This window comes from Shewanella litoralis, from assembly GCF_009828585.1.
GTDB classification, from domain to species: Bacteria; Pseudomonadota; Gammaproteobacteria; order Enterobacterales; family Shewanellaceae; genus Shewanella; species Shewanella litoralis.
This window is the reverse complement of sequence record NZ_WSRZ01000016.1, coordinates 50,977-74,638: the sequence shown is the minus strand read 5'-3', so window position 1 is coordinate 74,638 and position 23,662 is coordinate 50,977. Positions and strand designations below refer to the sequence as shown.

Annotated in this window: 15 protein-coding genes; 6 read left to right on the top strand and 9 right to left on the bottom strand. The window is 41.2% G+C overall.

Annotated features, from left to right (window positions below; all coding sequences use genetic code 11):
* The first annotated feature begins 64 nt into the window (after positions 1-64).
* Together GQA99_RS13600 and folE are read left to right on the top strand one after the other, a co-directional pair.
* Positions 65-2,014, top strand: coding sequence for an alpha/beta hydrolase family protein (locus tag GQA99_RS13600; protein WP_160054456.1), 1,950 nt, complete (start codon positions 65-67; stop codon positions 2,012-2,014).
* 466 nt (positions 2,015-2,480) lie between these two features.
* On the top strand, positions 2,481-3,131 hold the full coding sequence (gene folE, locus GQA99_RS13595) for a GTP cyclohydrolase I FolE (RefSeq protein WP_101088524.1): 651 nt from the start codon (positions 2,481-2,483) through the stop codon (positions 3,129-3,131).
* Positions 3,132-3,327: 196 nt separating this feature from the next.
* On the opposite strand, the gene pyrE is transcribed toward folE, so the two are convergent.
* Both pyrE and rph read right to left on the bottom strand, forming a co-directional pair.
* Positions 3,328-3,969 (bottom strand): orotate phosphoribosyltransferase, encoded by a 642-nt coding sequence (pyrE, locus tag GQA99_RS13590; RefSeq protein ID WP_160054454.1) that lies wholly within the window; start codon positions 3,967-3,969, stop codon positions 3,328-3,330.
* A gap of 383 nt (positions 3,970-4,352) precedes the next feature.
* Positions 4,353-5,066 carry a ribonuclease PH gene (gene rph, locus GQA99_RS13585; protein ID WP_160054452.1) on the bottom strand — a complete coding sequence of 238 codons (714 nt, stop codon included), beginning with the start codon at positions 5,064-5,066 and terminating at the stop codon, positions 4,353-4,355.
* Between the two features lie 242 nt (positions 5,067-5,308).
* On the opposite strand from rph, the gene GQA99_RS13580 reads away from it, so the two are divergent.
* The 4 genes from GQA99_RS13580 to GQA99_RS13565 all read left to right on the top strand — a co-directional run bounded on the left by GQA99_RS13580 (position 5,309) and on the right by GQA99_RS13565 (position 9,426).
* Positions 5,309-6,172, top strand: coding sequence for a YicC/YloC family endoribonuclease (locus GQA99_RS13580; protein WP_160054450.1), 864 nt, complete (start codon positions 5,309-5,311; stop codon positions 6,170-6,172).
* 199 nt (positions 6,173-6,371) lie between these two features.
* Positions 6,372-7,586: a tyrosine-type recombinase/integrase gene (locus GQA99_RS13575; protein WP_160054448.1), complete on the top strand. Its 1,215-nt coding sequence runs from the start codon at positions 6,372-6,374 to the stop codon at positions 7,584-7,586.
* 41 nt (positions 7,587-7,627) lie between these two features.
* A complete protein-coding gene (locus GQA99_RS13570; protein ID WP_160054446.1) occupies positions 7,628-7,969 on the top strand; it encodes a hypothetical protein in 342 nt (113 codons plus the stop codon).
* Between the two features lie 83 nt (positions 7,970-8,052).
* Entirely contained in the window at positions 8,053-9,426 is a 1,374-nt protein-coding gene (locus GQA99_RS13565) for a DNA cytosine methyltransferase (RefSeq protein ID WP_160054444.1), read from the top strand.
* Between the two features lie 241 nt (positions 9,427-9,667).
* Here the strand turns inward: GQA99_RS13565 and GQA99_RS13560 are convergent, their stop codons facing one another.
* The 7 genes from GQA99_RS13560 to GQA99_RS13530 form a co-directional block, all read right to left on the bottom strand.
* A complete protein-coding gene (locus tag GQA99_RS13560; RefSeq protein WP_160054442.1) occupies positions 9,668-11,338 on the bottom strand; it encodes a hypothetical protein in 1,671 nt (556 codons plus the stop codon).
* Positions 11,326-12,498: an AAA family ATPase gene (locus GQA99_RS13555; RefSeq protein ID WP_160054440.1), complete on the bottom strand. Its 1,173-nt coding sequence runs from the start codon at positions 12,496-12,498 to the stop codon at positions 11,326-11,328. The genes GQA99_RS13560 and GQA99_RS13555 overlap by 13 nt, the downstream gene beginning before the upstream one ends.
* The gene (drmB, locus tag GQA99_RS13550) at positions 12,498-14,345 is read right to left on the bottom strand and encodes a DUF1998 domain-containing protein (RefSeq protein WP_160054438.1); all 1,848 of its coding nucleotides are present in this window, start codon (positions 14,343-14,345) and stop codon (positions 12,498-12,500) included. The genes GQA99_RS13555 and drmB overlap by 1 nt, the downstream gene beginning before the upstream one ends.
* Entirely contained in the window at positions 14,342-17,554 is a 3,213-nt protein-coding gene (locus tag GQA99_RS13545; RefSeq protein WP_160054436.1) for a helicase-related protein, read from the bottom strand. Before GQA99_RS13545 ends, drmB begins: the two co-directional genes overlap by 4 nt.
* Positions 17,547-19,208: a nuclease-related domain-containing DEAD/DEAH box helicase gene (locus GQA99_RS13540; RefSeq protein WP_160054434.1), complete on the bottom strand. Its 1,662-nt coding sequence runs from the start codon at positions 19,206-19,208 to the stop codon at positions 17,547-17,549. The genes GQA99_RS13545 and GQA99_RS13540 overlap by 8 nt, the downstream gene beginning before the upstream one ends.
* A gap of 2 nt (positions 19,209-19,210) precedes the next feature.
* Complete coding sequence (locus GQA99_RS13535; protein ID WP_160054432.1) at positions 19,211-22,084, bottom strand: helicase-related protein; 2,874 nt, start codon at positions 22,082-22,084, stop codon at positions 19,211-19,213.
* Positions 22,085-22,154: 70 nt separating this feature from the next.
* On the bottom strand, positions 22,155-23,057 hold the full coding sequence (locus tag GQA99_RS13530) for a hypothetical protein (protein WP_160054430.1): 903 nt from the start codon (positions 23,055-23,057) through the stop codon (positions 22,155-22,157).
* Positions 23,058-23,662: the final 605 nt, after the last annotated feature.

Sequence of the window (23,662 nt, the reverse complement as noted above, 5' to 3'; positions counted from 1 at the left end):
TCCAAAAACTCAGATAAAATACAATGCCGTTACATTTTTAACATTTATTACACGGACTGTATTCATGCTGCGCATTTTATACCTCACTTGCTGTTTGTTTATTTTATTCACCACCCACACCTTCGCCTCACCTTCAATTAAAGATTTTAGTGCTGATTCTGAGTTTTCTGGCGTAAAAATTTCACCCGACGGTAAACACCTCGGTGTGATCCTAATGGAAGATGAAAAACGCACATTATTGATTTTAAATCTTGAATCAATGAAGCCAACTTATGCGGTAAAATTCAGTGGCGATGAAGAAGTCGGTAGCTACTATTGGGTCAATGACGAACGAATAGTATTACAAAAACTTTATAAACACGCCCAACGCGAAGTATCAGACTATTATGGCGAGTTATTAGCTGTAAATTATGATGGCAGTAAATCGAAATACTTGTTTGGTTATAATGGCGGAACATCAACCGGTACCAGTATTTCAAATAACGAAGCTATCCGTGCAAGTGCATTTGTTTTAGATACGTTAAAAGATGACGACAAATACATTTATGTGATGGCCTATCCTTGGAATAGACAAAATTATGCATACACTCTGGCATACAGAGTCAACGTCTATTCAGGTAAACGTAAACGCCTTACCACATCACCCATTGCCAATGCAGGCTTTCTTGTTGATAACAATGAAGAGATACGCTTTAGTTTCGCCACAGACGAGAAAAACAATGACCAACTGTTTTACTATGAAAATGGTGAATGGGTTGATGCTGATAAAATTAGAGGCGGCCTCACCGATTTCTACCCGCTTTCGTTCACTGAAGACAATAAATCAATTTACGCTTTAGCAAATGGTGAAGGTGCAACTCGCGCAATTTATGAAGTTGAGCTCGCCACAGCTAAACATAAAAAAATTATCCAGCACGATGTTGTCGATCCATTGATGACATGGGTCAGTGACCAAACCAATGCCCTTTATGCTGTTGAGTTTGAAAACGGCTACCCAGAGTATCGCTTTGTTGATACTCAAAGCGATAAAGCCAAAGCCCTACGACAGCTAATGGATGCAATTCCAGATCATCGCATTCGTATTGTCAGCGAAACCGTTGACGGTAACACGCTTATTGTCATGGCGATGAATGATAGAAACTCGGGTGACTATTACTTATTTGACCGCCAAAAACTTAAACTCAAATTCTTATTTGCTGAAAACGCAAAGCTAGACCCTAGCGAAATGTCAGAAGTACGCCCAATCAGCTTTACTAACCGTGATGGTGTAACTATTCATGGTTACTTAACGCTACCTGTCGGCATGAAAGAGCATAAAAATATGCCACTTGTGGTTAATCCTCATGGCGGCCCACATGGTCCGCGTGACTTGTGGGTATTTAACTCAGAAAACCAATTACTCGCTAATAATGGTATTGCAGTGCTGCAAGTTAACTTCCGCGGCTCTGGTGGATACGGCACAGCATTTGAAGAGTCAGGCTACTTATCTTGGGGCAGCAAAATTCAATACGATATTATTGATGCGACCCAATATGTCATCGATCAAGGTTATGCCGACAAAGACAGAGTGTGTATTTCGGGCGGCAGTTTTGGCGGATACTCAGCGCTAATGAGCCCAATGCTAGCGCCAGATATGTTCAAATGCGCAGTAGGCGTTGCCGGTGTTTATGATTTAGAGCAAATGTATAAAACCGGTGATGTACCTGAATCTTACAGTGGTGGAGCATACTTAGAAGAAGTGTTAGGCACAGATATTCAACGCCTTCGTGCAATGTCACCGACTCACAATGTGAGTAAGCTAAAAGCTAAAGTGCTGTTAATTCATGGTGAAGAAGATGAACGCGCACCGATAGAGCAATATGAAGCAATGGCAAAAGCGTTGGAGCAAGCTAACTACCCTTTCCAAAAAGAGATTTGGAGAAAAGAAGGCCATGGTTTCTTTAACGCCGAAAATCGTGAAAAATATTATGACATCATGCTTAAGTTCATTAAAGAGAACTTAAACGTAAAGTAGTTACCACTTAAGCGTTTAATTAACAAAAGCCGATACTTGAGTAGGACCTGTTGACCTTTGCTGGTTGAGTTTTGTTCGAGTTAAAAACGTTTTAATCGAGGCGAATAGATTGATGCCTAGTCATCTAAGCAACTCTTTATTCGCAAAGAGTGATTCAACAAAGAGTAAAACGTTTTTAGCCGAACCCTTCGGGCAGCGAATTATTGGCCTTTTTACTGCGATATAGACTGTCACATAAATAGCTACACGACAAAGTCTCTGCCTTATAGCTCATGTTTAAGTAATGGCCAACAATTCGTTGCAAAAACAACCTTGAAAGGTCACCAGGTCCTATAGGATCGGCTTTTTTATTGGCTGCGGTATTAATTTACAGCAAATCGCGCTATTCTCCTCGTCCCTTAGCAGCAGCTAAGCCCGTTTTAGCGTACACTCATACAAACAGTGATATCGAGTCGTTGGAGGATATATGGCACTCAGTGAAGCCGCAATTAAAGTACAAGCAGCACTAAAAGATCGTGGGCTAGAAACCCCAATGCTGCCCAAAACTTCCACGCCAGAACAACGTAAAGTTAAAATTGAACACCATATGCGTGAGATTTTGACCTTAATGTCACTCGACTTAACTGATGACAGTTTGGCAGACACGCCACGCCGTATTGCAAAAATGTATGTTGATGAAATTTTCTCGGGCCTTGATTACGAAAACTTCCCAAAAATCACCGTCATTGAAAATAAAATGGGCGTTGATGAAATGGTGCGAGTGCAAGATATTAGCCTCACCAGTACTTGCGAGCATCATTTAGTGACCATCGATGGCTTTGCAACAGTGGCTTACTTGCCACGCACAAAAATTATCGGTTTATCTAAAATTAACCGTATCGTGCGCTTTTTTTCCCAACGCCCACAAGTGCAAGAGCGTTTAACCCAACAAGTGTTAGTGGCGTTGCAAACCTTGCTTGAAACCAAAGACGTCGCGGTAAAAATGGATGCGGTACATTACTGCGTTAAATCCCGTGGGGTAATGGACTCAACCAGCTCAACCACCACCACGGCACTTGGCGGTATTTTTAAGTCTAACCCTGCAACCCGTGCTGAGTTTTTACACCAAGTGAAATAGCGTACACGGATTACGGATTACGGATTACGGATTACGGATTACCACAAAATGTGCAATAAAAAGCTGCATCAATATGACTATTGTGCAGCTTTTTTAATTGTCCAGCCTCAGCGCATCAGTTTAAACCTAGCCTATTGCAAGTTCATTCAACGCCCTGAGAAAGACAAAGGACTATTTAACCTGATCCTTACTCAGGTTAAATACCATATTGCTCACGATAAGCACTGACGCTAGCCAGTTCAGCTTCCATGCCCGGCTTTTCAGACAAGTAACTGATTAAGTCGGCCAGCTTAATAATCGACACAATCTGACAACCAAAATCACGCTCAACTTCTTGAATCGCTGACAGCTCACCCTTGCCTTTTTCTTGACGATCAAGCGCAATCAATACGCCCGCAAGTTGGGCATTGTGGGCATTAATAATCTCCATCGACTCACGGATAGCTGTGCCCGCTGTGATCACATCGTCCACCAGCATCACTTTACCTTTAAGCTCGCTACCGACTAAATTACCGCCTTCGCCGTGGGTTTTAGCCTCTTTGCGATTAAAGCAGTAAGGAACATCCACATCGTGATGATCGCACAAGGCAACCGCTGTCGTGGTGGCAATCGGAATGCCTTTATAAGCTGGGCCAAACAACAAATCGAACTCAATACCAGAATCCATTAACGCAGCGGCATAAAAGCGACCTAAACGCGCTAAGTCTTTACCCGTATTAAATAATCCAGCGTTAAAAAAGTACGGGCTCGTACGGCCAGATTTAAGGGTAAACTCACCAAAACGTAATACTTGGCGGGCTAAAGCAAACTCAATAAATTCGCGTTGATAGGCTTTCACGGTTATTCCTCTTTCATCAAATTTTAGATTAATACCAATTCCAGCAATTATCTGGTCATTCAGCGGGAATTCTGTGTCTTCTAGGCAAGTAATAGGATTGTAGGCATAGTTGCTCTCGGCAACAGCTCCTGCGTTACTCTACCTCCTGCATCCATGCAGTCGTACGTCAAAATGCTATTAAGCAGTATAGAAGGCACAGAAACCCGCCTTGTAGGAGACACTCAGACTTTCCATTTCTTTGTTGCATCGCCTTAAAAGGGAATAACCATTCTTTCAACAATGCGCCTCAAACTGAAAAGTCTGAGTGGCTCTGATTGGTCACATAATTAATGGAAATGGTATAAAAAAAGGACCGTAATCGGTCCTCATTTTTCAACAGCATATTAACTTAATGCGGCTTTTTGCACATCGACGATTTCGCGAATACTGTTTTTAGCCAGACCAAGTAGTTCAATTAATTCTTCATGGCTGAACGGCTCGCCTTCCGCCGTACCTTGAATTTCAATAATCTTGCCAGTTTCAGTCATCACTACGTTCATGTCAGTTTCAGCAGCGCTGTCTTCAATGTATTCTAAATCACTGATCGCTTCGCCTTTGTAAATACCCACACTCACAGCAGCAATTAAAAACTTAAGTGGGTTGGCTTTAATAATGCCTTTGCCACGAGCCCAGTTCAGGGCATCGACCAATGCAACACAAGCACCAGTAATTGCCGCAGTACGTGTGCCGCCATCAGCTTGAATCACGTCACAATCGATAACGATAGTGTTTTCACCTAACAACTTCATGTCTACAGCTGCACGTAAAGAGCGACCAATTAAACGTTGAATTTCTTGAGTACGGCCAGACTGCTTACCACGAGCAGCTTCACGGTCCATACGGCTGTGAGTTGAACGCGGTAACATACCGTATTCAGCAGTAACCCAGCCTTGGCCCTGGCCTTTAAGAAAACGTGGTACACCTTCAGTGAAGCTGGCAGTACATAATACTTTTGTGTCGCCAAACTCAACTAAAACAGAGCCTTCAGCATGTGCAGTAAAAGAACGCGTAATAGTAATAGGGCGAGTTTGAGCTGGTGTACGGTTACTTGGGCGCATGAAAAGTCCTGTAGTCGAATTCATATCAGATTTGAGCGCATATTATAGAGGTTCACGCCGCCAGATGCCACGACAAACCCATCCAATTCGTCATCGCTAACATATGACCTCTCCCACTTTAGTATCCATATGATTGATATCAACCAAGATACAGCACAAATCTCAGCACTAATCCTTTAATCCCAAGGCCTAAAGCGGCTATAATCAACCCACATTTGCGTAATAACTTAACAGGACACTTCATGATCCAAAGCATGACAGCCTACGCTCGTATCGAGCACAAAGCACAATGGGGTACCGCCTCATGGGAAATTCGTTCAGTCAACCAGCGCTACCTAGAAACCTACCTGCGCCTACCTGAGCAGTTCCGTAGCTTTGAACCTGTCTTACGCGATCGCCTACGTAAACGCCTTAACCGCGGTAAAGTAGAAGTGAATCTACGTTATGAGCTAGCCGACAACAGCAGCAACGAATTACAGCTAAACCAACCATTAGCAAAGCAATTATTAAGCGCAGCTAACTGGTTAAAGCAAGAAGCCGGTCAAGGCGAATTAAGCCTCACTGAAGTATTACGCTGGCCAGGCGTGCTCGCATCAGCCGAGCAAGACATGGATGCCATTGGCGCAGAGCTAATGAAAGCCTTCGACAGTGCAATCGATCAGTTTATCGAAGCACGCGGCCGTGAAGGTGAAGCGATTAAAGACATGCTATTGACCCGTTTAGATGGCGTAATGGAGCAGGTTAATATTGTGCGCGAACACATGCCAACCGTGATGCAATACCAACGCGACAAGCTCACCAACCGCTTAGCCGATATCTCAGGAGAACTCGACCCTTCGCGCATTGAGCAAGAAATGGTACTCCTAGCGCAAAAGCAAGATGTTGCCGAAGAAATGGATCGCCTTGAAGCCCACGTAACTGAAGCTCGCCGCATCCTTAAAAAAGGCGGCAGCGAAGGTCGTCGTTTAGACTTTATGATGCAAGAGTTTAACCGCGAATCAAACACCTTAGCCTCAAAATCAATCAGTGCAGAAATCACTTCAGCCGCTGTTGAATTAAAAGTATTGATTGAGCAAATGCGCGAGCAGATCCAAAACGTTGAATAGTGTCCATTTAGGTCCAAAAACGTAACATATCCATTGTTTTAAAAGGATTTGCTTTCAAACTCAATCCATAGAGGTCCAAAGATACCCACCACTTTCTCGAACTAACTGGTGGGTAATATGGTGAGTATGCTAGTATCTAGTCAATGTGTAGTGGTGGGTAAAGCACCCACCCTTATAATTGGCTGGAGAACTAGAGCTGATGGGAAAATTAACCGCAAAGGAAGTAGCAGCAAAATCCAAGGGAGAGCCTGGTCGATTCGCCGATGGTGAAGGCCTGTATTTTGTTGTACCCAAATCCGGCAAAGCGTTTTGGATGCTCCGCTACACGGCCAACAATAAACGCAAAGAAATGACACTAGCCAAATACAGTGATCTTTCTCTTGCTGATGCTCGTGCCGACGCCGCAGTTAAAATGAAGCAGTTTCGCGATGGCTTAGATCCTCTTGTCGCGAAGAAACGCGCCGAACAAGCCGAAATTAAAACCGTCGATGACCTCTTCGCCGATTGGCATATCGGTAACGTTAAAAGACTCAAACACCACGAAATCCCCGAACGCATCTACCGCAAAGACATTGCGCCACATATAGGTACGTTTAACGTCAATAGCGTCAACGCTAGAGACATAAGAGAAGTATTGAAGGCCATTGCCGCTACTGGCCGTCCAGCGATCGCTAACGACGCTCTGATGTACTGTAAACAACTTTTCAATCACGGCATAAAACTGGATCTGCTTGGTGCAAATCCAGCGAGTGCATTTTCTGTTACTGATGCTGGTGGCGTGGAAAAAAGCAAAGACAGAGCATTAACCATCGAAGAGCTCACTCAGTTCTTTCATACGGCACGAGACAACAAAGACAGCTTTAGCCGTGACAATTATCTAGCTTGTGCATTACTGGTTACATTGGGTATTAGGAAGTCTGAATTGGCAGAAGCGCCATGGAAGGAATTGGATTTAGAGAAGCAGGTTTGGAACTTATCGAAAGAGCGCAGTAAATCAGGTGTTGGTATTGTTATTCCATTACCTGAAGTTGTCATGAACTGGATACAAGAATTAAAGGTAAGAGCTTGTGGATCTGAGTATGTGTTTCCTAGCAGACGTTCAAGCAAGAACCCACACATGGGTAGAGATACTCTAAACCGTGCAATAACCAAACTCTTTGGTCATGAAGCTGGTAAAAAGAAACAACCTCCCAACGTAATGAGTGATATGGCCCACTTTACCGTTCACGACTTACGCCGCACTTGCCGTACTCTACTAGCTAAGCAAGGTACGCTCGGACATGTAGCAGAGCGTTGCCTGAATCATAAGCTTAAAGGTGTAGAAGGGATCTATAATCAGCATGATTATTTTGAAGAAAGGAAAGAAGCTCTAAATACATTATCCAAATCATTGCAGACTATCATTAACAACTAAATTTAATAATAAGAATCATTACGGCCTTAAAGGAGATACAGATGTTATACAAAAATGAATTTGGTACTGATTTTGACTTAGGCTTCAACTTAAACGATTACCCTTATCTTAAAGATAAAAGTTGGCATAACGATGTAAGTCCAAGCTTTTACTTCAGCATCGGGCAACAGTACTACGTCTTATGGGTTGATCATGTTGATCCAACTGAACGTGAAGACTCAAACGGCCGTTACTTAATCCAAGAAGCTACGAACGAAAGGGATGAAACACATCCAGAAATCTACAGTTCTGATGGTGACATAATTTTTGAAAGTGAATTGTTCGAAGATATAAGTACTTTTTTGGAGAGTCTTACTTGTCAACAAGGTCATACAGTTAGCTAATACCTGAAACATTGAGTATTTGATAGACTAGTATAAGCATCATTATCCTGGTATCCTGGCGATTCTAATATTTCCAAGATGTAATGATTAAAATGCCTAATTCACCAATACCAATTATCGATTTATTTGCAGGCCCTGGTGGTCTTGGCGAAGGTTTTTCATCACTTAAAAATAATCAATGCTTCAACATTACCGTATCTGCAGAAAAAGATTCTTCGGCTCATGAAACACTTAGGCTTCGGGCCTTCTTCAGGATATTACTCAGAGAAAATACTGAAGGGTTACATGATTATTATGACTTTTGTAACGGTAATACTGATAAACCCTATACATCTAAAACTATAAAAGAATGGGAACAGGCAGGATTAGGAGCTCGCCAAATTACATTAGGCTCCCCTGAAGGCAATACAGAACTAGACCAAATTATCGAAAATAAACTAGATACGAATAAACCTTGGGTTCTAATCGGTGGTCCTCCATGCCAAGCATATTCTTTAGTGGGCCGGGCGAGAAATAAAGGAAATGCAGAATACAAAGCTGAAGAGGATCATCGTCATTTTCTATACAAAGAATATTTAAGGATTATTCAACAATATCATCCTGCCATATTTGTGATGGAGAATGTAAAAGGGATCCTGTCAGCCAAAGTAGGAGGTAAAAGAATATTTGACGAAATACTTAATGACCTAGTAGATCCCGACACAGCGCTTAAAGCCTCAAAATCAGGCCATACGTACAGAATATGTTCACTAGTTGATAATCAAATTTTTAGAAAAGGAGATGATCCCAGTTTATTAGACCCCAAAAAATTTATTATTAAAGCTGAGGAGTTCGGGATCCCACAAGCACGGCACCGTGTAATACTTGTCGGTATCAGAGATGATATCTCTGGTGAGCTTGAATCGTTAACAAAGCACTATTCAGTTACAGTTGAAAAGGTGATTGGTAACCTTCCAGAACTACGAAGCAAACTCAGTAAAGGGCCTGACTCTGCAGAAGCTTGGCAAGTTTGTATTGAAGTACAGCTTAAAGCTTTGGCAAGTTCAACCACCAGCAAAAAACTTTCTGTAGAACTGTCAAAAACAGCCAAGTATATAACCAAAAATGGCTCACCTGGTAGTATAAGGTATCCAAAGGTATCCGGTAACGGTTCGACTGAGATACCATATCTTGATGACTGGTATCTAGATTCAAAATTAAATGTTTGGCTCAACAATGAAACTCGTGGACACATGAATAGTGACTTAGGTCGTTATGGATATGCTGCATGTTTTGCAAAAGTGTTTGGTAAATCACCGAAGGGGCATAAAGAATTTGATTTACCGGGTTTACGGCCTGAGCATAAAAACTGGGAAAGTGGAAAATTCTCAGATAGGTTTAGAGTCCAGCTTAGTAAAGCGCCATCCACTATTGGCAAAGAAAATAGCGAAACAATTGAAGGCTATTTTAAACAATAGTGAATAGTTAATATTTGTATAAGCTCGTAACAAAACTAGCTTAATTTGGAATGGCTAAGCTAGTATGTTGTATCAGGGCAACCGCATGAGTGTGCGTTTTTTGAACACTATGAATAATTTCAATACTCAATAACTTCCAATCATTCATGAAGTGATAACGTACTGAACAAATATAGCTCTAAAAGCATACTTAATCAGTATGAAAAACGTTCACGTTCTTACCCTGTGTATTGCATGCTTGCTAAAAATAATCCTTTCCAAGAATATCTCTTTCAAATTCATCTGCCACTTCAGCAATATGCTTTAAAAAAGCAATGAGATCCTCTCCATTCAAGGTATTAACAACCTGTAATGATTGAGCTACTATAGCCTGTCGTTTTTCACTGAAAGCAAAAGAACAAAACATTGAATCAGAGCTATTTCGTTTAAGAAAATCAACAGCAACATTTTTTGTTAATGATTTTAGTTTACTCCCACTAAGATCTAAACATGGTGAAACTATTTTAACTATATTTAAACCTTCAACCTTCGGTTTCATCATTTCAATGTAAACAACCTGATGCCGACCACCTTCCAAGTTAAAATCATACAATAACTCTTGTTTTTGACGATCAAATATTAACTCGTAACCAGCTAATTTTAATAAATTAAAAACCTGATCCAATATCATAAACTTTGTACTAAATACTTGCTGTCTCGCTTGGTTATTTAACTCATATATTAAAGAAGAACTATTATCTGATTGTTGCAAGCAAGAAATATTTATAACTACTTCAAAGTTATTCCATAGGCTGTCTATCAGTAACTTCGCAAACTGGTTAAACTCTTCATAATGACCTTTATATTCAGCATCTAATCGACACAACCCGTCAGTATACCCAGCAAAGAAAACCGCAATAGACAAAACTATTGGACCCGGTGATATTGCAGAGTCAGCAGATCCTTTTAGCCTAGATAAGTTTGGACGCAACAAAAATAAAAGGATAGCTCTTTTAAATAGATCACCATCATCAGCTAAAACAGGAGCTTCAATATCTGCTTCTAACACTCTTCTTACATAGGTTAACCACTCATCAACTTCAGCAGAGAAGTTTTCGCCCTCTTGATGAAGGGATGCTTCGAGCCTTTCCAAAATATAAAACTGATCATACCCTTCCTCAACTTTCACTCCTTGGAGTATTGGTAATAATCGATGAATGATACATTTGGCCGAATCTGAAATTTCTGTTTTACACTCTAAAGGATAACTATTAGGTGAACATAATGCTTTATAACCATAATGATCCAAACAACATAAAAGTAGACCTGATAAGTATGAATTATTTTCTAAATGCAGGGAATTTAAGTGATTTAAAGCCCTTACTCCTCCCCCAAACGAATCAATAAAAGATACTTTTGGAGCAATATCTACTACCCCTTTCATTTCCTCTAGAGGCTCTTCATATATGGGTTTGAAACTTGGTAAGGCTTTGAATAATTTAGATTCAACTATGACGTCACTTGGTAAGCGCATAACAAAATCTTTAATCTCTTCATCTGAGTCTAGATATACGGTAACAACATTCAATAGTGGAATAGGTGCGTTCACGACCATCAGATTTATGTTTTCTGCCACTATAAAATTATCAGCAAATATCCTAATATCATCAATATAATATTCAAGAACTACCATCCGCTTTCTATCAACCCACCCCATGCTCTCTTTTAACGCAGGGATCCCTCCTTTCCAAAAAGGTATTAAACCATCGAAACGTTGCCTACTGTCTTCTTTATACCGAAACTGACTGCTAGCTGGGACAATCATCCCGGCACCAAGAAAGGACATTAAGTTTCGCTGGCTAGTTATGAAATAACAGCGATCTTCATTTGAGTGACTTAAATGTAGCCCTTGCATATCAATTATATTCTCCATTTGAGAAGCTCCTGTTCTGGAGTAGGTAACATTTTTAATACTTGTGGACTTTCAGTACACTCAGAGAAGGAGAATTGAAGGTAACTTCTTGCTCTACTGACCATCACATACATCTTCATTTTAAAAAAGTCTTCATTAGCTCCATCAGTTTTATAACATTGGATCTGTGGGATGAAAACACTATCAAACTCCAATCCTTTACAACTTTTATCACAAACTACTGTTATAGTTCGATTAGTATAAAAATCTATTGTATTTGCATCAGTACCTGAAGAGTACTTTTGAACCTTAAAATTTTTTTTTGCTGCCAACGGACTAATAATATTAACAATTCTATTTTGCACCGTCCTATCAGGTACAATAATACCGACGGAAAGATCATCATTGTTATGCAACCAACTCACTACTGATTGTAGTTCATCTTCGAGACTATCAAACCGTCGAATTTGGGGCATTAAGCCGATCGGATTTTTATGTGCATCAGGAATCCCAGTAGACAATCCTACATAAAAATAACTAGCCAGATTTGCAATTGGCCCAGAATTACGATAATTGAAGGTCACTTCGTATTTAACAATATCCGGAGTGTAACTCTGTATATCTCGAATCGTAGAATTCCGTGTCTCTTCCATACGTTGATTCTCATCAGCAAATATGGTGATTGCTGGTGTCCGTCGTCCAGCAAGCATATTTTCTTCATGTCGCAAAACCGTTAGAAACAAATAAAACTCTTTTGGGAAGTCTTGGCCTTCATCAATAATGAGGTGTTCCCAATACATATTCTTTAACTTCGTGGTTTTCCCCTCCTTTACCAAGCTAATAGCCTTTATAAAGTCAGGTAGATATTTTTCGAGTTCCGGAAACTTAGAGCGGCCATTGCCTTTTTGCCACAAACTATATACCCACGAATGCCAAGTTTTTGAATCAAAATCCATATCAAGCTCTTCAACGGAACGCTCAACATACCGATTCAACAACTTACTGTGCATAATAAAGTCAACATTTTCCCCCTTTTTATTTAACATTGCTCCACGATAAAGTGCCAAAACAGTCTTACCAGTACCTGGCGGACCAACACACAATACTGGTCGATCAAAAGGAGCCTCCATCAAAAAATCTTCCTGCTGAACACTTAATTCAGATCGTTTTGGCAAACGCATTAAATTGAGTCCTCAATTAAAGATATAAAAGAGTTAAAATATCCTATTGTCGGAGTATCATCGGTGCCTATAATAACTGAACGGTCAAGCAAACTATTAGCATGATCACAACTGGTCTCGGCAACCAAGGTGCAAGCATGACAAGCAGACTTGTTAAGACCTTGCACTCCCTGTTGTTCCATCTCACTGCAAATTGGATCACTAGAGCACCAGTTTGAACGGAATAATGCGGTTTTAAGAGTGCTGTAGAGCCTATCGGGAGATCCTTCTCTTACCAACCCACCCAATGCACCTTCACTGTCAGCGGAAGCTGTATAGATCAATATTCCAGCCATTTCTTCTTTTTCATCGCTGTAAATACGTTCTGATAATGATGAAGAAGAATAACCACACTCAAAGCATAATTGACGAATTAGTAAGTGAGATAAAGTATGCAATAAGACGAATCGATCTGTAACCTCAGGTAAAAAACCTAAAGTGGAACGATTCCTAGCGCTACGCATGCCAGCAAGTACCTGCTCAGGTAGCCGCTTCTCCCAACTATCTAAAGCCTCAGAATCCAGTGCAATAAAAATACCTTCACCATAAATTTCATTCGCGGGTAACCAGTTGATACTTGCACCTAGCGAGGGAGTAACCATATTTTCGTAATTTGGGTCTAACCGAGTAAAACCTTTCAGTGCGCGAACAATTCTCAGTTTTTTGGCTAGTGTGACCTGTGCTATTAATCTTCGGAATTCAGTCCAAGACTGCAATTCATCATCTGGCAACTGTGTTATAAAGTCATCCAAATTAGCTTTCTCAGCGATAAACTCAGCACCTGGTAGACTTTCAGGGGGGTTAAGAAAAGCTTTCCATTCGTCAATCAGGAGGCTTTCATCTTCATTAGCTCTTGGTAAAGCACCTCCCTCTTGCCTTGTATCAAACAGGCATTCCCAAACAATCTCTGCTGTTACATTGAGTTTTTGTAACTTTTCATCTGCGACAATAGGACCGATAAACGTTGAGGCCACCGGCTCGTCATAGGACTGAAGATGCTCCTTAAGTGCAACCAGTGGTTGCCACTGAGGGTGAATCCTTATCAGATCAAAAAGTGAATCTTCTTTCTTCTCCCCCACTCGGATATCAATCGCCGATGCGACAACGGGATAATAGGCATTACTAGAACCCCTCTGTACCACTTGAGGAACTTGATCACAGGATTCCGCTAGGTCTCCACTTTGCCATGGGTGAGTCCCCTTGCACCCTTTCATAACCCCTGTCAAAGAATCTTTAAACGGTAAACGCTCTAAATCATTTTCGGATTTACAGTTCAAACATGCAACGACTAGAGATTGTAATCCAGCGCCACGTTTCGGATCGGATTTAAATTCTAAACGTGGATTATTACAATTACTTCGGGTACCTATATGCGCCCACTTATCCCAAGGTATATCGGTAAGATGACCTCCTTTACATACCGCCATAAAACGCATAGGGACTAGATGGTTTTTTTTCCCACAAGACTCACAGGATGGGTGTTCTCCATCTTTTTCCATGCGTGCAAACCATTGCTTCACTGCCCTGCAATTTGGACAAAATAACCAACTGGGAAAACGTAAATATGGTACAGGGCTACCACTTCTGTAGGCTCCAGGGAAAAGTGCCTGACCAGCGACTGGTGCAGCTCTAAATCCCTGTACTTTTAAAATACGCTCTAAACGGGGTAATCGAACATCGGGGTCACCCTTAATTTTCCATTTAGTAGTATCCATGCCCACGAAAGATTCAGAACCAAAGTCATAAATACCACCAACCCCAAATGGCGTAATGGTTTGCGCTCGCCTAACCGTTCTATCAATACTCATTTTGTTTCTCCCCATACATACACTTTGCAATCACTGTCTACATTCCGCATTGAATTCAATGTGGGCCATGGAATTTCAGGTTTTGTAGCAGCTCCCGGCCTATAGTCTATAAGTAAGGGGTCTAAGTTCGGTGATGACTTGACGTCATACCGTAACTGAATGCCGCTCTGTCTTGATAGTTCGGCCTTTTCCTGCCAAGCAGCAATGCAGATATCAAGGTATAGATTTATACCAGCCTGAGTTTTACTGTCGTGAGGTTCAGCCAGCAACATTCTTTGCCGAAGGGCATTAATAGCCAGAGCAATTTCAGGTTTATATTTATCAAAATGTTTTGCGCCTTCATTACCAGACAAACCAGCACAATAACGCATGACAATAGCCAACGCCGCATGTAAGGCTCGCTCCATAGACGGCAGTGCATAAGGTGTAACACTCGTAGGCTCGACCGCACGATAAAGCGCCTGATGGTAGGGGATAAACGATTCATACTGTGAACGGTCCCTAGACTTGTTATTTGGATAGAACGCTACAACTAAACCTGGAATAAGATCACGCCCAACTCGTGAAGAAGCCTGAATATACTCCGATGTTGTTTTGGGTTGTCCATTCATCAGAATAAGCCCTAATCGCTTTACATCAACACCAACAGAAAACATATTAGTACAAGGTAAACAGTCAATAGCTAATGCATTCCCCTTAGGCGCTTTAAGTGCTTCCAATATCTCAGGGATTTCCCTCGACGATATATTGGCCGACATTTCGATAGGCTGAATTTTTCTTGAATGTGCGGCATGTAAAGCTATAACCTCCGCCCTTTTAGGAATATCATCCAACGACATAGTCATTGTTTTACCTAGCTCCCGCCGACTATTATGGAAAATAATCTGCGTCCAATAACCGTCTGCAGCTTGCTTTGATAACTTTACATCAATGGCCGATTGCGCCAATGCTGCACTGGTGTGAACCAGTGAAGTTACCGGCGTATGATATTGCCCCATCACACCTACATATAAGCGCCCGGGGTTAGTTTCACTGGATGCTTCTTCTCTGGAAAAGAATGAATCTTCAGCCGTTATGCCAGTTGGAGGGAAAACCATACAATCACGGGCATACAAACGTCGAACTTGCTCTTCTGCACGACGAATTGTTGCAGTTGCTGCAATATATTTTGGGTTTGCACCATGCTGCTTCATTACAACGTCCATAGCAGCTTCATACACACCAGCTATAGTACCCAGAGGCCCAGATATTAAATGTAACTCATCTTGTAGTACCATAGATGGTGGTCGGCGCTTATGCTTCCCACCAGAAAAAAATGCGCTAGGTTCATCCCGCCAAGCCAGTCGAGCAAATTTATCGATAGTGCCTATCAAAAATGATGGAGGCTTTTCATAAAGCGCTTCGTCTATCACCTGAATAGGCAAGAGCTTATTAAAAGTACATTTTTTTGAAGGACAGAAAAAACTGAAACTGGCAGCACTAGCTCTAATCCCATAATCCTTTGGTTCTTGACTTTGAACCTCCGGCACAATACGGGTCCCGCACCAAGGACACTGCACTAATTGGAACGGGTTCTCCGGCCGGGACTGCTCACGCACCATCTTATATTTCTGATAGGAACCCAACGATTGTTCCGAATCAGAATCTAGGTAATTAGGTGTAGTGCTACCTCCGACCCAAAGTCCTAGGCTAAAAGGTTCGTCACCCCACTGTTCAGCATCAGCCTTTCTAATTACTTCACAAGCACTTATCATTGTCGCTGCACGTTGAAATTGTTGTGTGGTTAAAAGGCGCAACGTATAACGCAGAATAATAGCAGTACCACCACCGGAGTCGCCATGTTGATATCGGCGATGGAATAACTCAAATACTGATACAGCCAAATATGCTTCTGTTTTACCTCCACCGGTAGGAAACCAGATCAAGTCAGCAACCTCACGGTCGTCAGAATTGCTATTACCTATAGATTCAATCGCCAACAACTGAAACGCCAACTGGAATGGACGCCAACGAAATTTCCCCCATATTGAATCCATATAGTCGGGTACTGTAATATCAAAACTATTCGCATGACGCATAGTGCCGCCAAAGGCATCATCAGAATGTATCATCTGCATCAACATGATTCGGTTAGCCAAGACAAAACAACTCCTTGCTCCAGGGTTATCACATAAAAAACTCAGACCTTTATTCATTCTTTCAACTGCGGTATCCAACCGAGACAAAATTCGTTTTGATGCCTCACTCAGTCCTGCTGGGATCTTTCTCTCACTTTCATTTTTAACCCAGTCGGTATAGCTGAGAATAAATGCTTCCAATTTTAGTTTCTTTTGCTCCCATTCAATCGAATCATTGGCTAAATACTGAAGAGAGAAGACATCACTGTGCTTAAGCGCATGATCATCAGCCAATTCAGATGTAACCGGTGGTACCTCATATTGCGGAATAAAAGACGTCTCAATACTTGCCACAAAAGCCTGCTGTTTAACTATCGGCCACATCGGTGCACAGCCATGACCAATAGCAAAGGTTTTTTTATGCTGATAAATCAGTGCCAACTCTTCCTCTTCTTTATCCCAAGAATAACGATTGGGCGAAGGATAAGTACCAATATGGCCATTGGGTGTAGAGCAGCGGAACCATACCTGATGGATAACATCTTCAGGATCTAGTTTATTTTCGATAACATGACGTGAATTAACTAGAGTAACGGTAACTAACCAGCCTTTACTCATACTTCGCCAAGTCGAAACGAGCTCAGCACGTCCACCCAGTACGTTGGGTATTTTTCTTCCTGCACCCTGCGTTAAAATATGAGGTTCAGGTGATTCAAGTGTAGCTAGAGCTCTTCTCAGCCATTGCTTTTCATTCAATGTGTAGGTTGCTGCAGCAAGCTCCACGCTGACTTCAGGCACCGTCTCATCACTCTCAACATAAAATGACAGGCCTACAGAAGCAGGTTTGAGTTGATAAGCCATCGCAATAGGATCATCATTTAGTTGATTCTCCTCTTCCCCCTCCTCTAGGTTCTTGATGCCAGCTCCTTGGGGGAAAAGAGCCCCCATTAGGTAATAGGTATGAGGAGCATCTTTTTTTAGTAAAGTTTCATCATTCCCATTTGAAGGCCCCACCAACTGTGATTGAAGATATTCAACTACATTATTACGATCGCTGGATAACTGTCTTTTCAATTCCATATTTTTATCCATTCCTTTTCACCTTTGCATACTCTAAAACCGACAATGCATTATCAATGCGCTGTTGATCAAACCAAGCCTTTTTATTGTTAGGGATTGCCATCCACAAAACTGCATTGGCTCGTGTCATTGCTACGTATAACAAGTTGATTGAATATGGCTGCTCAACCAAAACATCATTATCAATAAGCATCACATAACGATTTTCAAGCCCTTTAAAGTCACGAATGTTGCTGAAAAGCAATTGTGTATCCATCCATCGTTCACCAAAGCTTTCATTGATAACAACAATTTTTCGCCTCCAGCGTTTATCCAGTTTGTGAGCCACACTATCCTCGTACGTACACGGTGATAGTAAGGTGATATCTCCAGGAGAAACACTTTCTTCATTAATCCATTGATCTAGTTGGGTTTCTATCAACTCGATCTGCGCTTGCTCTGAATCATAATTAAGGTTTTTCCATATAACGGGGAGGCCATCTGCATTTATGGGACAATTACCAATATCTCCCCCCGTATACATCAAAGTGTGTTCTGCGATCTGGCGAGTATTTCGACAATTACGCTTAAGAGGGATTTTAAAACTGCAATCTTTCAAATAGTCGAGAGCACTTCTGTCAATATCTGCATAAAGCGATCCCTGATTATTGGGGTCCATAAAGAAATACCAACAACCCTTACTCAACCCGCCATCAAATAAACGGTCCAACACTTCAATGCTATCTATATCCAGCATATCTTGGCCTTCATCTATCACCAGAGCTGTAAACTTTGGGATGTCGCCCTTCTCGACTCGACTCTTTAAACTGGCAAAGTTAATTACATGAACACGGGTTCTCGATAAGCGGCCTTTAACAAATGACGCCAGTACTGGACTGCGGCAAACAAATAACACAGAAACGTCTTTTGCATCGAGTATTTCACAAGCTCTAGCAGCAACCAGCGTTTTACCAGTTCCAGCTCCGCCTTCTATAACTACTTGGTCATTCGCTAATATCATATCTACAGCGAAGTACTGCTGGTCAGTCAGGCTTATCATTTGTTCCCAGCTATCGCCTACTTCAGCTAACAGCGACTTTTCTCTGTCAAACTCACTCCGCAGGGCACTACAGAGCACCTCCACTTCATGCACTGTTAAACGTTCTGTTTTTTTTGTTTTCTTAGACCAATGTTTGTAGAGTTTCTCGAGCCAGCGTCCAAGATTTTTTCTATCCCAGTTGATCGCATCAAAAACTTCTTCCTTGGCCAATTCAATACCAATATCACCCATTTTCACATCAGGGAACATTACGCCAAACCCAAAGTTGACTTTATTGAGATCTATACCTAATGATTTTTCAGACAGCATATTACGTATTGCTTCCCAAGCACTTTTAGCCTGATTGAGCGGACTCTCTTTTAGCTTATTAATATTACCGGCACCATCTTTGGTGAACCAAACTCCCTGTTTAACTGATACACGGCCCCCTTTAACCTCCAGTATGATTACCCCCAGAGTTGACACCACTACAAAATCGGCTTCTGCGAACTGCTTACGTTCATGCTTAGGAATATTTAAAGAATGAAACACTGTTGCCGATTCCAACTCGGTTTTTTCAAAAAGCGGAAATAACTTTTCTTCTGCCTTACTTTCAAACTTATGTACAATCATCGGGTTCATTTTCATAATTACTTCGATTCCAAATTACTAAGTTGGCCATCCACCCAAGCACCACTAATCCACTGTACGCCATCGGGTATTAATTTTTTGGTCGACAATGAAGCCAGCCGCTTAAATACAGCTTTTTCAGCCATTTTGTAGTTCAGTTCATTACTATCGCGCTCCGAAGTATTGAACTCCGCATTAAGTTGCTTACTAACTAACAGCCAGTCGCTAATGATCGCGCTATTAATCTGACTGTTACCTTGGGCATCAAGGCAGACTGCTGCAAACTCTTGCCGCATACGTCTCCCGTGGTTATCCTGCCAGCGTAATATAGAAGCCATCATCCATGGAGTCTCATCCAGTCCAGTAATGGCCGCTGTTTTCCCACCAAAATCATAATCCAGTGCTGCAGAAAAAAGGTGTTCAAGCAACCAAGCGTCGGTATCCATCATCAACAAATCATCTCTTGTTGCCGCCAACTCGCGATTAAAACAGATACTGTGCCGACTGCGTCTGGTACCAACTGCACGCATCACCTCCTCGGGTAATTTAATCGTCCATACCTGATCCTGGTGCGTGATGTCTAAGATAACTATGCCCAATGGGACAAACATTCCTCCGATAAAAGCCCTTAGATGAGTTTCGTCAATAACTAGATTATCTTTCATTTCTTCTTTACTAAAACCAGCGACATGAGCAAATAGTATGCTTTGCTTATCAGCTGCGCTTTGAGCTTGCTTAAGTGCCTCATCAATCCGCTCTGCCGTACGGCTAATGCTCTCTGTAACCGCTTGCTTCAGAATATCTTCCACCTCAATTAGATCCGCTATCTCTCCGAATACATCATCTTTCATTGAATCATTAAATTCGGCCCCTATAGACGCCATATCAACGACGACTTGCTCAAGACGTGTATAGAGAATCTCGATAATCTGTTCATCCAATGTGTCTGGTGAATGGATATTAAATACGACAACCCGTTTTTTCTGCCCATAACGATAAAGGCGGCCAATACGCTGCACCAGACGCATTGGGTTCCAAGGCAAATCATAGTTAACCATGATATGACAACGCTGTTGTAGGTTGATGCCCTCGCCCCCAGCCTCTGTAGATAGCAAGAACTGAGCATCACGTTCAAAACACGCAATGGCTGCGCGTCTCTCGTTCAAATCCATCGAACCATTGATCAACATAGTTTTATTATTGCCAAAGCGTTCATTAAGCGCTTTAAGTAACCATTCCTGTGTTCCACGATATTCCGAGAACACAAGTACTTTTTCATTAGGGTTCAAAGCCATAATAGGCTCGATCACCTGTTCTAGAAATAGAGACAGTTTACGATCGTCATACTTTAACTGACGGGCAATTTTGATTAGTCGATTTAGCAGTTCCAGCTCACCCTGAAAGAACTCATCAGCACTAGTGGTACTAGTGATAAACTCTTCGGACTCACCTTCGAATCGAGCATCAAGGGCATCGAGGGCGGCGCGACGATCAAATTCCATATCCGGAATTGGCTTCAGTTCTTTTTGCAATCTCTTACGCCGGCGAACCAGTGCTTCGTATATTGCAGCAATACTGGAAGCTGCCAACTTACGGTAGACCGTCATAACAAAACCTATCGCTCGTCCGGTTTGTCCTTTCTCCTCACCTGATTGGTAACCCTTCTGCAAGTAGAATTGCAATGCATGATCAAATTCACGAGCCTCCTCGCTGATTGGAACTTTGAGGGCGCGAGTAGTTTTTCCGTGGAAAATAAAGTTACCTTCAAGATCAGTGACATCAGCCTTTCGGTTGCGGAACACCATATCCTGTAGGATTTCCGGATTAAGGCTTAAGCTCAGTAACTCTTGCTTCCGTTCTGGATGGAGTAGTTCCAGTAAAGCGGCAAAGCTATCTTGTTGCCCCTGATGTGGTGTGGCAGTTAATAGCAACATCGATTCAGTGCGCGCTCGCAGCTCTCGTGCCAATTCAAAACGTTGAGAGCTGGAATACTTTACGCCATATTGCCGACGAGTTAAGCGGTGGGCTTCGTCAAATATGACTATATCCCATGGCTCTGCTTGCATTAACAGTTCTAGATGGTCATCATTTTTCAGACGATCCATTGAACCGATGACACAATCATACATTTTCCAATGACGTGGCTCAGTGATTGTAAAATCATCACCGTAAATGAGAAAATCACCCATACCAAATTTAATGAATAGTTCTTCTTGCCATTGTTTTGTTAAACCCGCTGGAGTAATCAATAAAATCCTTTTTATTTGCTTCCGTTCCCGCAAAGCCGCAAGTAGTAAGCCTGTTTCAATGGTCTTACCTAAGCCAACATCATCAGCAATTAACCAATTTAGATCACCGCTTGCCAATATATGATGAACAAGGTGAATTTGATGAGGTAGTGGATCTATATCAAACTTCGCCAATGAACCTGTATTTTCATTCCAGAGTTTTAGAACCCAAGCCAAAGTTCGAAGTCTAAGCCGCTCAGCAGCATCACAACCATCTTTTTCTCCAAGAATAAAACGATGTTTGACACCTTTAATTTGTCTCAGCCCCTGCCAAGGCAACCAAACTTTTTTGCCAGATACTGGGAATTCAACTAATACCTGTTCGTAATTTGCTACAACTCTGCTTTTAAGTACTACACCCTCGCCCATGGACGGTGCACCTGTCTGAGATATTATATAAAGAACATCCATCCCAACTTTAAAACCGGATCTAAGTGCTGCAGGAATTAACCATTCCGTTTTATTTTTTGTAAACCAATGAACCTGCACTTTAGCCGGATTATCTCGAGTAACTTTAATCACTCTGCCAAAGTGCTTCTTTTCATGGTCCTCGAAATGTACAACACAAGCACCAACAATGGGTATTTCCGTCTTATGTTTAATCATTTTATCTTCCGTATTTCAGGAACGTCTTTAGCTACTTTAAAATTAGTTTGCGATGTTATTGTTCTCGCACCTAATGAAGAAGGTTATTTTCTTGTAGCCATTTATAGACTTCCCCACCAGAAAAGTCATATGCCAAGAGGTTATCGTCTACAAAGTTCTGGTAATCTAAATATGGAGGCAAATCTTTAAGAGTATGGTCAACGATGTGCAGTATATAAGAGCGAAAAGAGCGGAATCCATCTAGAAGTCTAAGGCTTTGTGACCAATCATCAAAGCAATCTTCAAGATATTGAATAGCCTCTTCAATATCATCAAAATTATGTAACCTAATCATCGCTAGGCCAAGTATCCAGCTCAGATTGTTGAACTTAATATCTGGACAGCTATTATAATAAGTTCGGGCAAAACATTCTCTACCTACCCAATATTCTCGAAGTTCAAGGATCAGAGCAAGTTCATTTGCTTGTATGTTTTCTTTAAGCAATTCTCGCATTGCTTTTTTTGTCTGTCCATGACACTTGTGAAAAATCAAAACATTTTCAAGCTGAACAAAAAGTAAGTCATCGACGAAATACTCTAGAGCCAGCTCACTAGTCAGTTGACGAGCCCGCTCTTGTGGTAATAATCTTTCGTGGTACTTTAGTTCGTCATAATCAATATTATCTTCAACATCAAAAAACTTATCTTCGAGTACAATGTATTCCCATTGGCTATCACCTGATGTTTCAAAATAAGAAAGTTCAATTTCACTCTCTGATTCGAATGTTTCAAAGTAACCAAAACTAAGTAACTCCTCATCATTCTCTATATATAAATCATCACCTTGATCTACAACAAAAGAAAAATCATCAGATATAGTAAAGAGTGAACTAAGTTCTAACTCCTCGACTGCATTATCAACACTGCATTCAACATTACTCAAGCTGAAGTGATCAGTTTGCGAAAGGATTCTTATTTTTTTAGCTAACTTCATTTGATCCTCTTTAATACATGAGGAATACAAAATAAACTGCTAAATAAGAGTGCTCGGTTACAAGGATTGTTACCTTTGTTAGAAAAAAAAGAGCTTTTTATCAGTATATTCATTTCGTTCATTCAACTTCCTGCTGTCTGACACCCACTGAGTCACATATTTAAGAAGCATAATTTTGCAACAACCAAAACCTATTGGTAAATTGCAGCTTCTCAACTCTTTGCCGTATAGTTAATTTCCTCGCCTTATTCAAGCTCACAATCCTTCATCTGCCTATTGACCACACGGTCAACTAACCTATGACTTATTGTAAGTTAAATATTCAACAAGCTTTTGCTTGCTTTTAGAAAAGGTAACACTCAGAGAATTGTATACCTTAGTAATCTTCATTACATTCATAAAATTTATAATTCAAATGTAAATATGAAAAAATAGCTAGAAAAATGTGTAATTCATAAACCATCTTTATTGCATCGAAGCTCAGAATGTATACTTTAAAGGACCATTCAGTCTGAGATGTACTCAAAATCATACGAGCAATATTTTATATTGTGACTTATAGTCCGTAGACCTAAGAAATTGGACGTATGATAATCAGCTCAAAC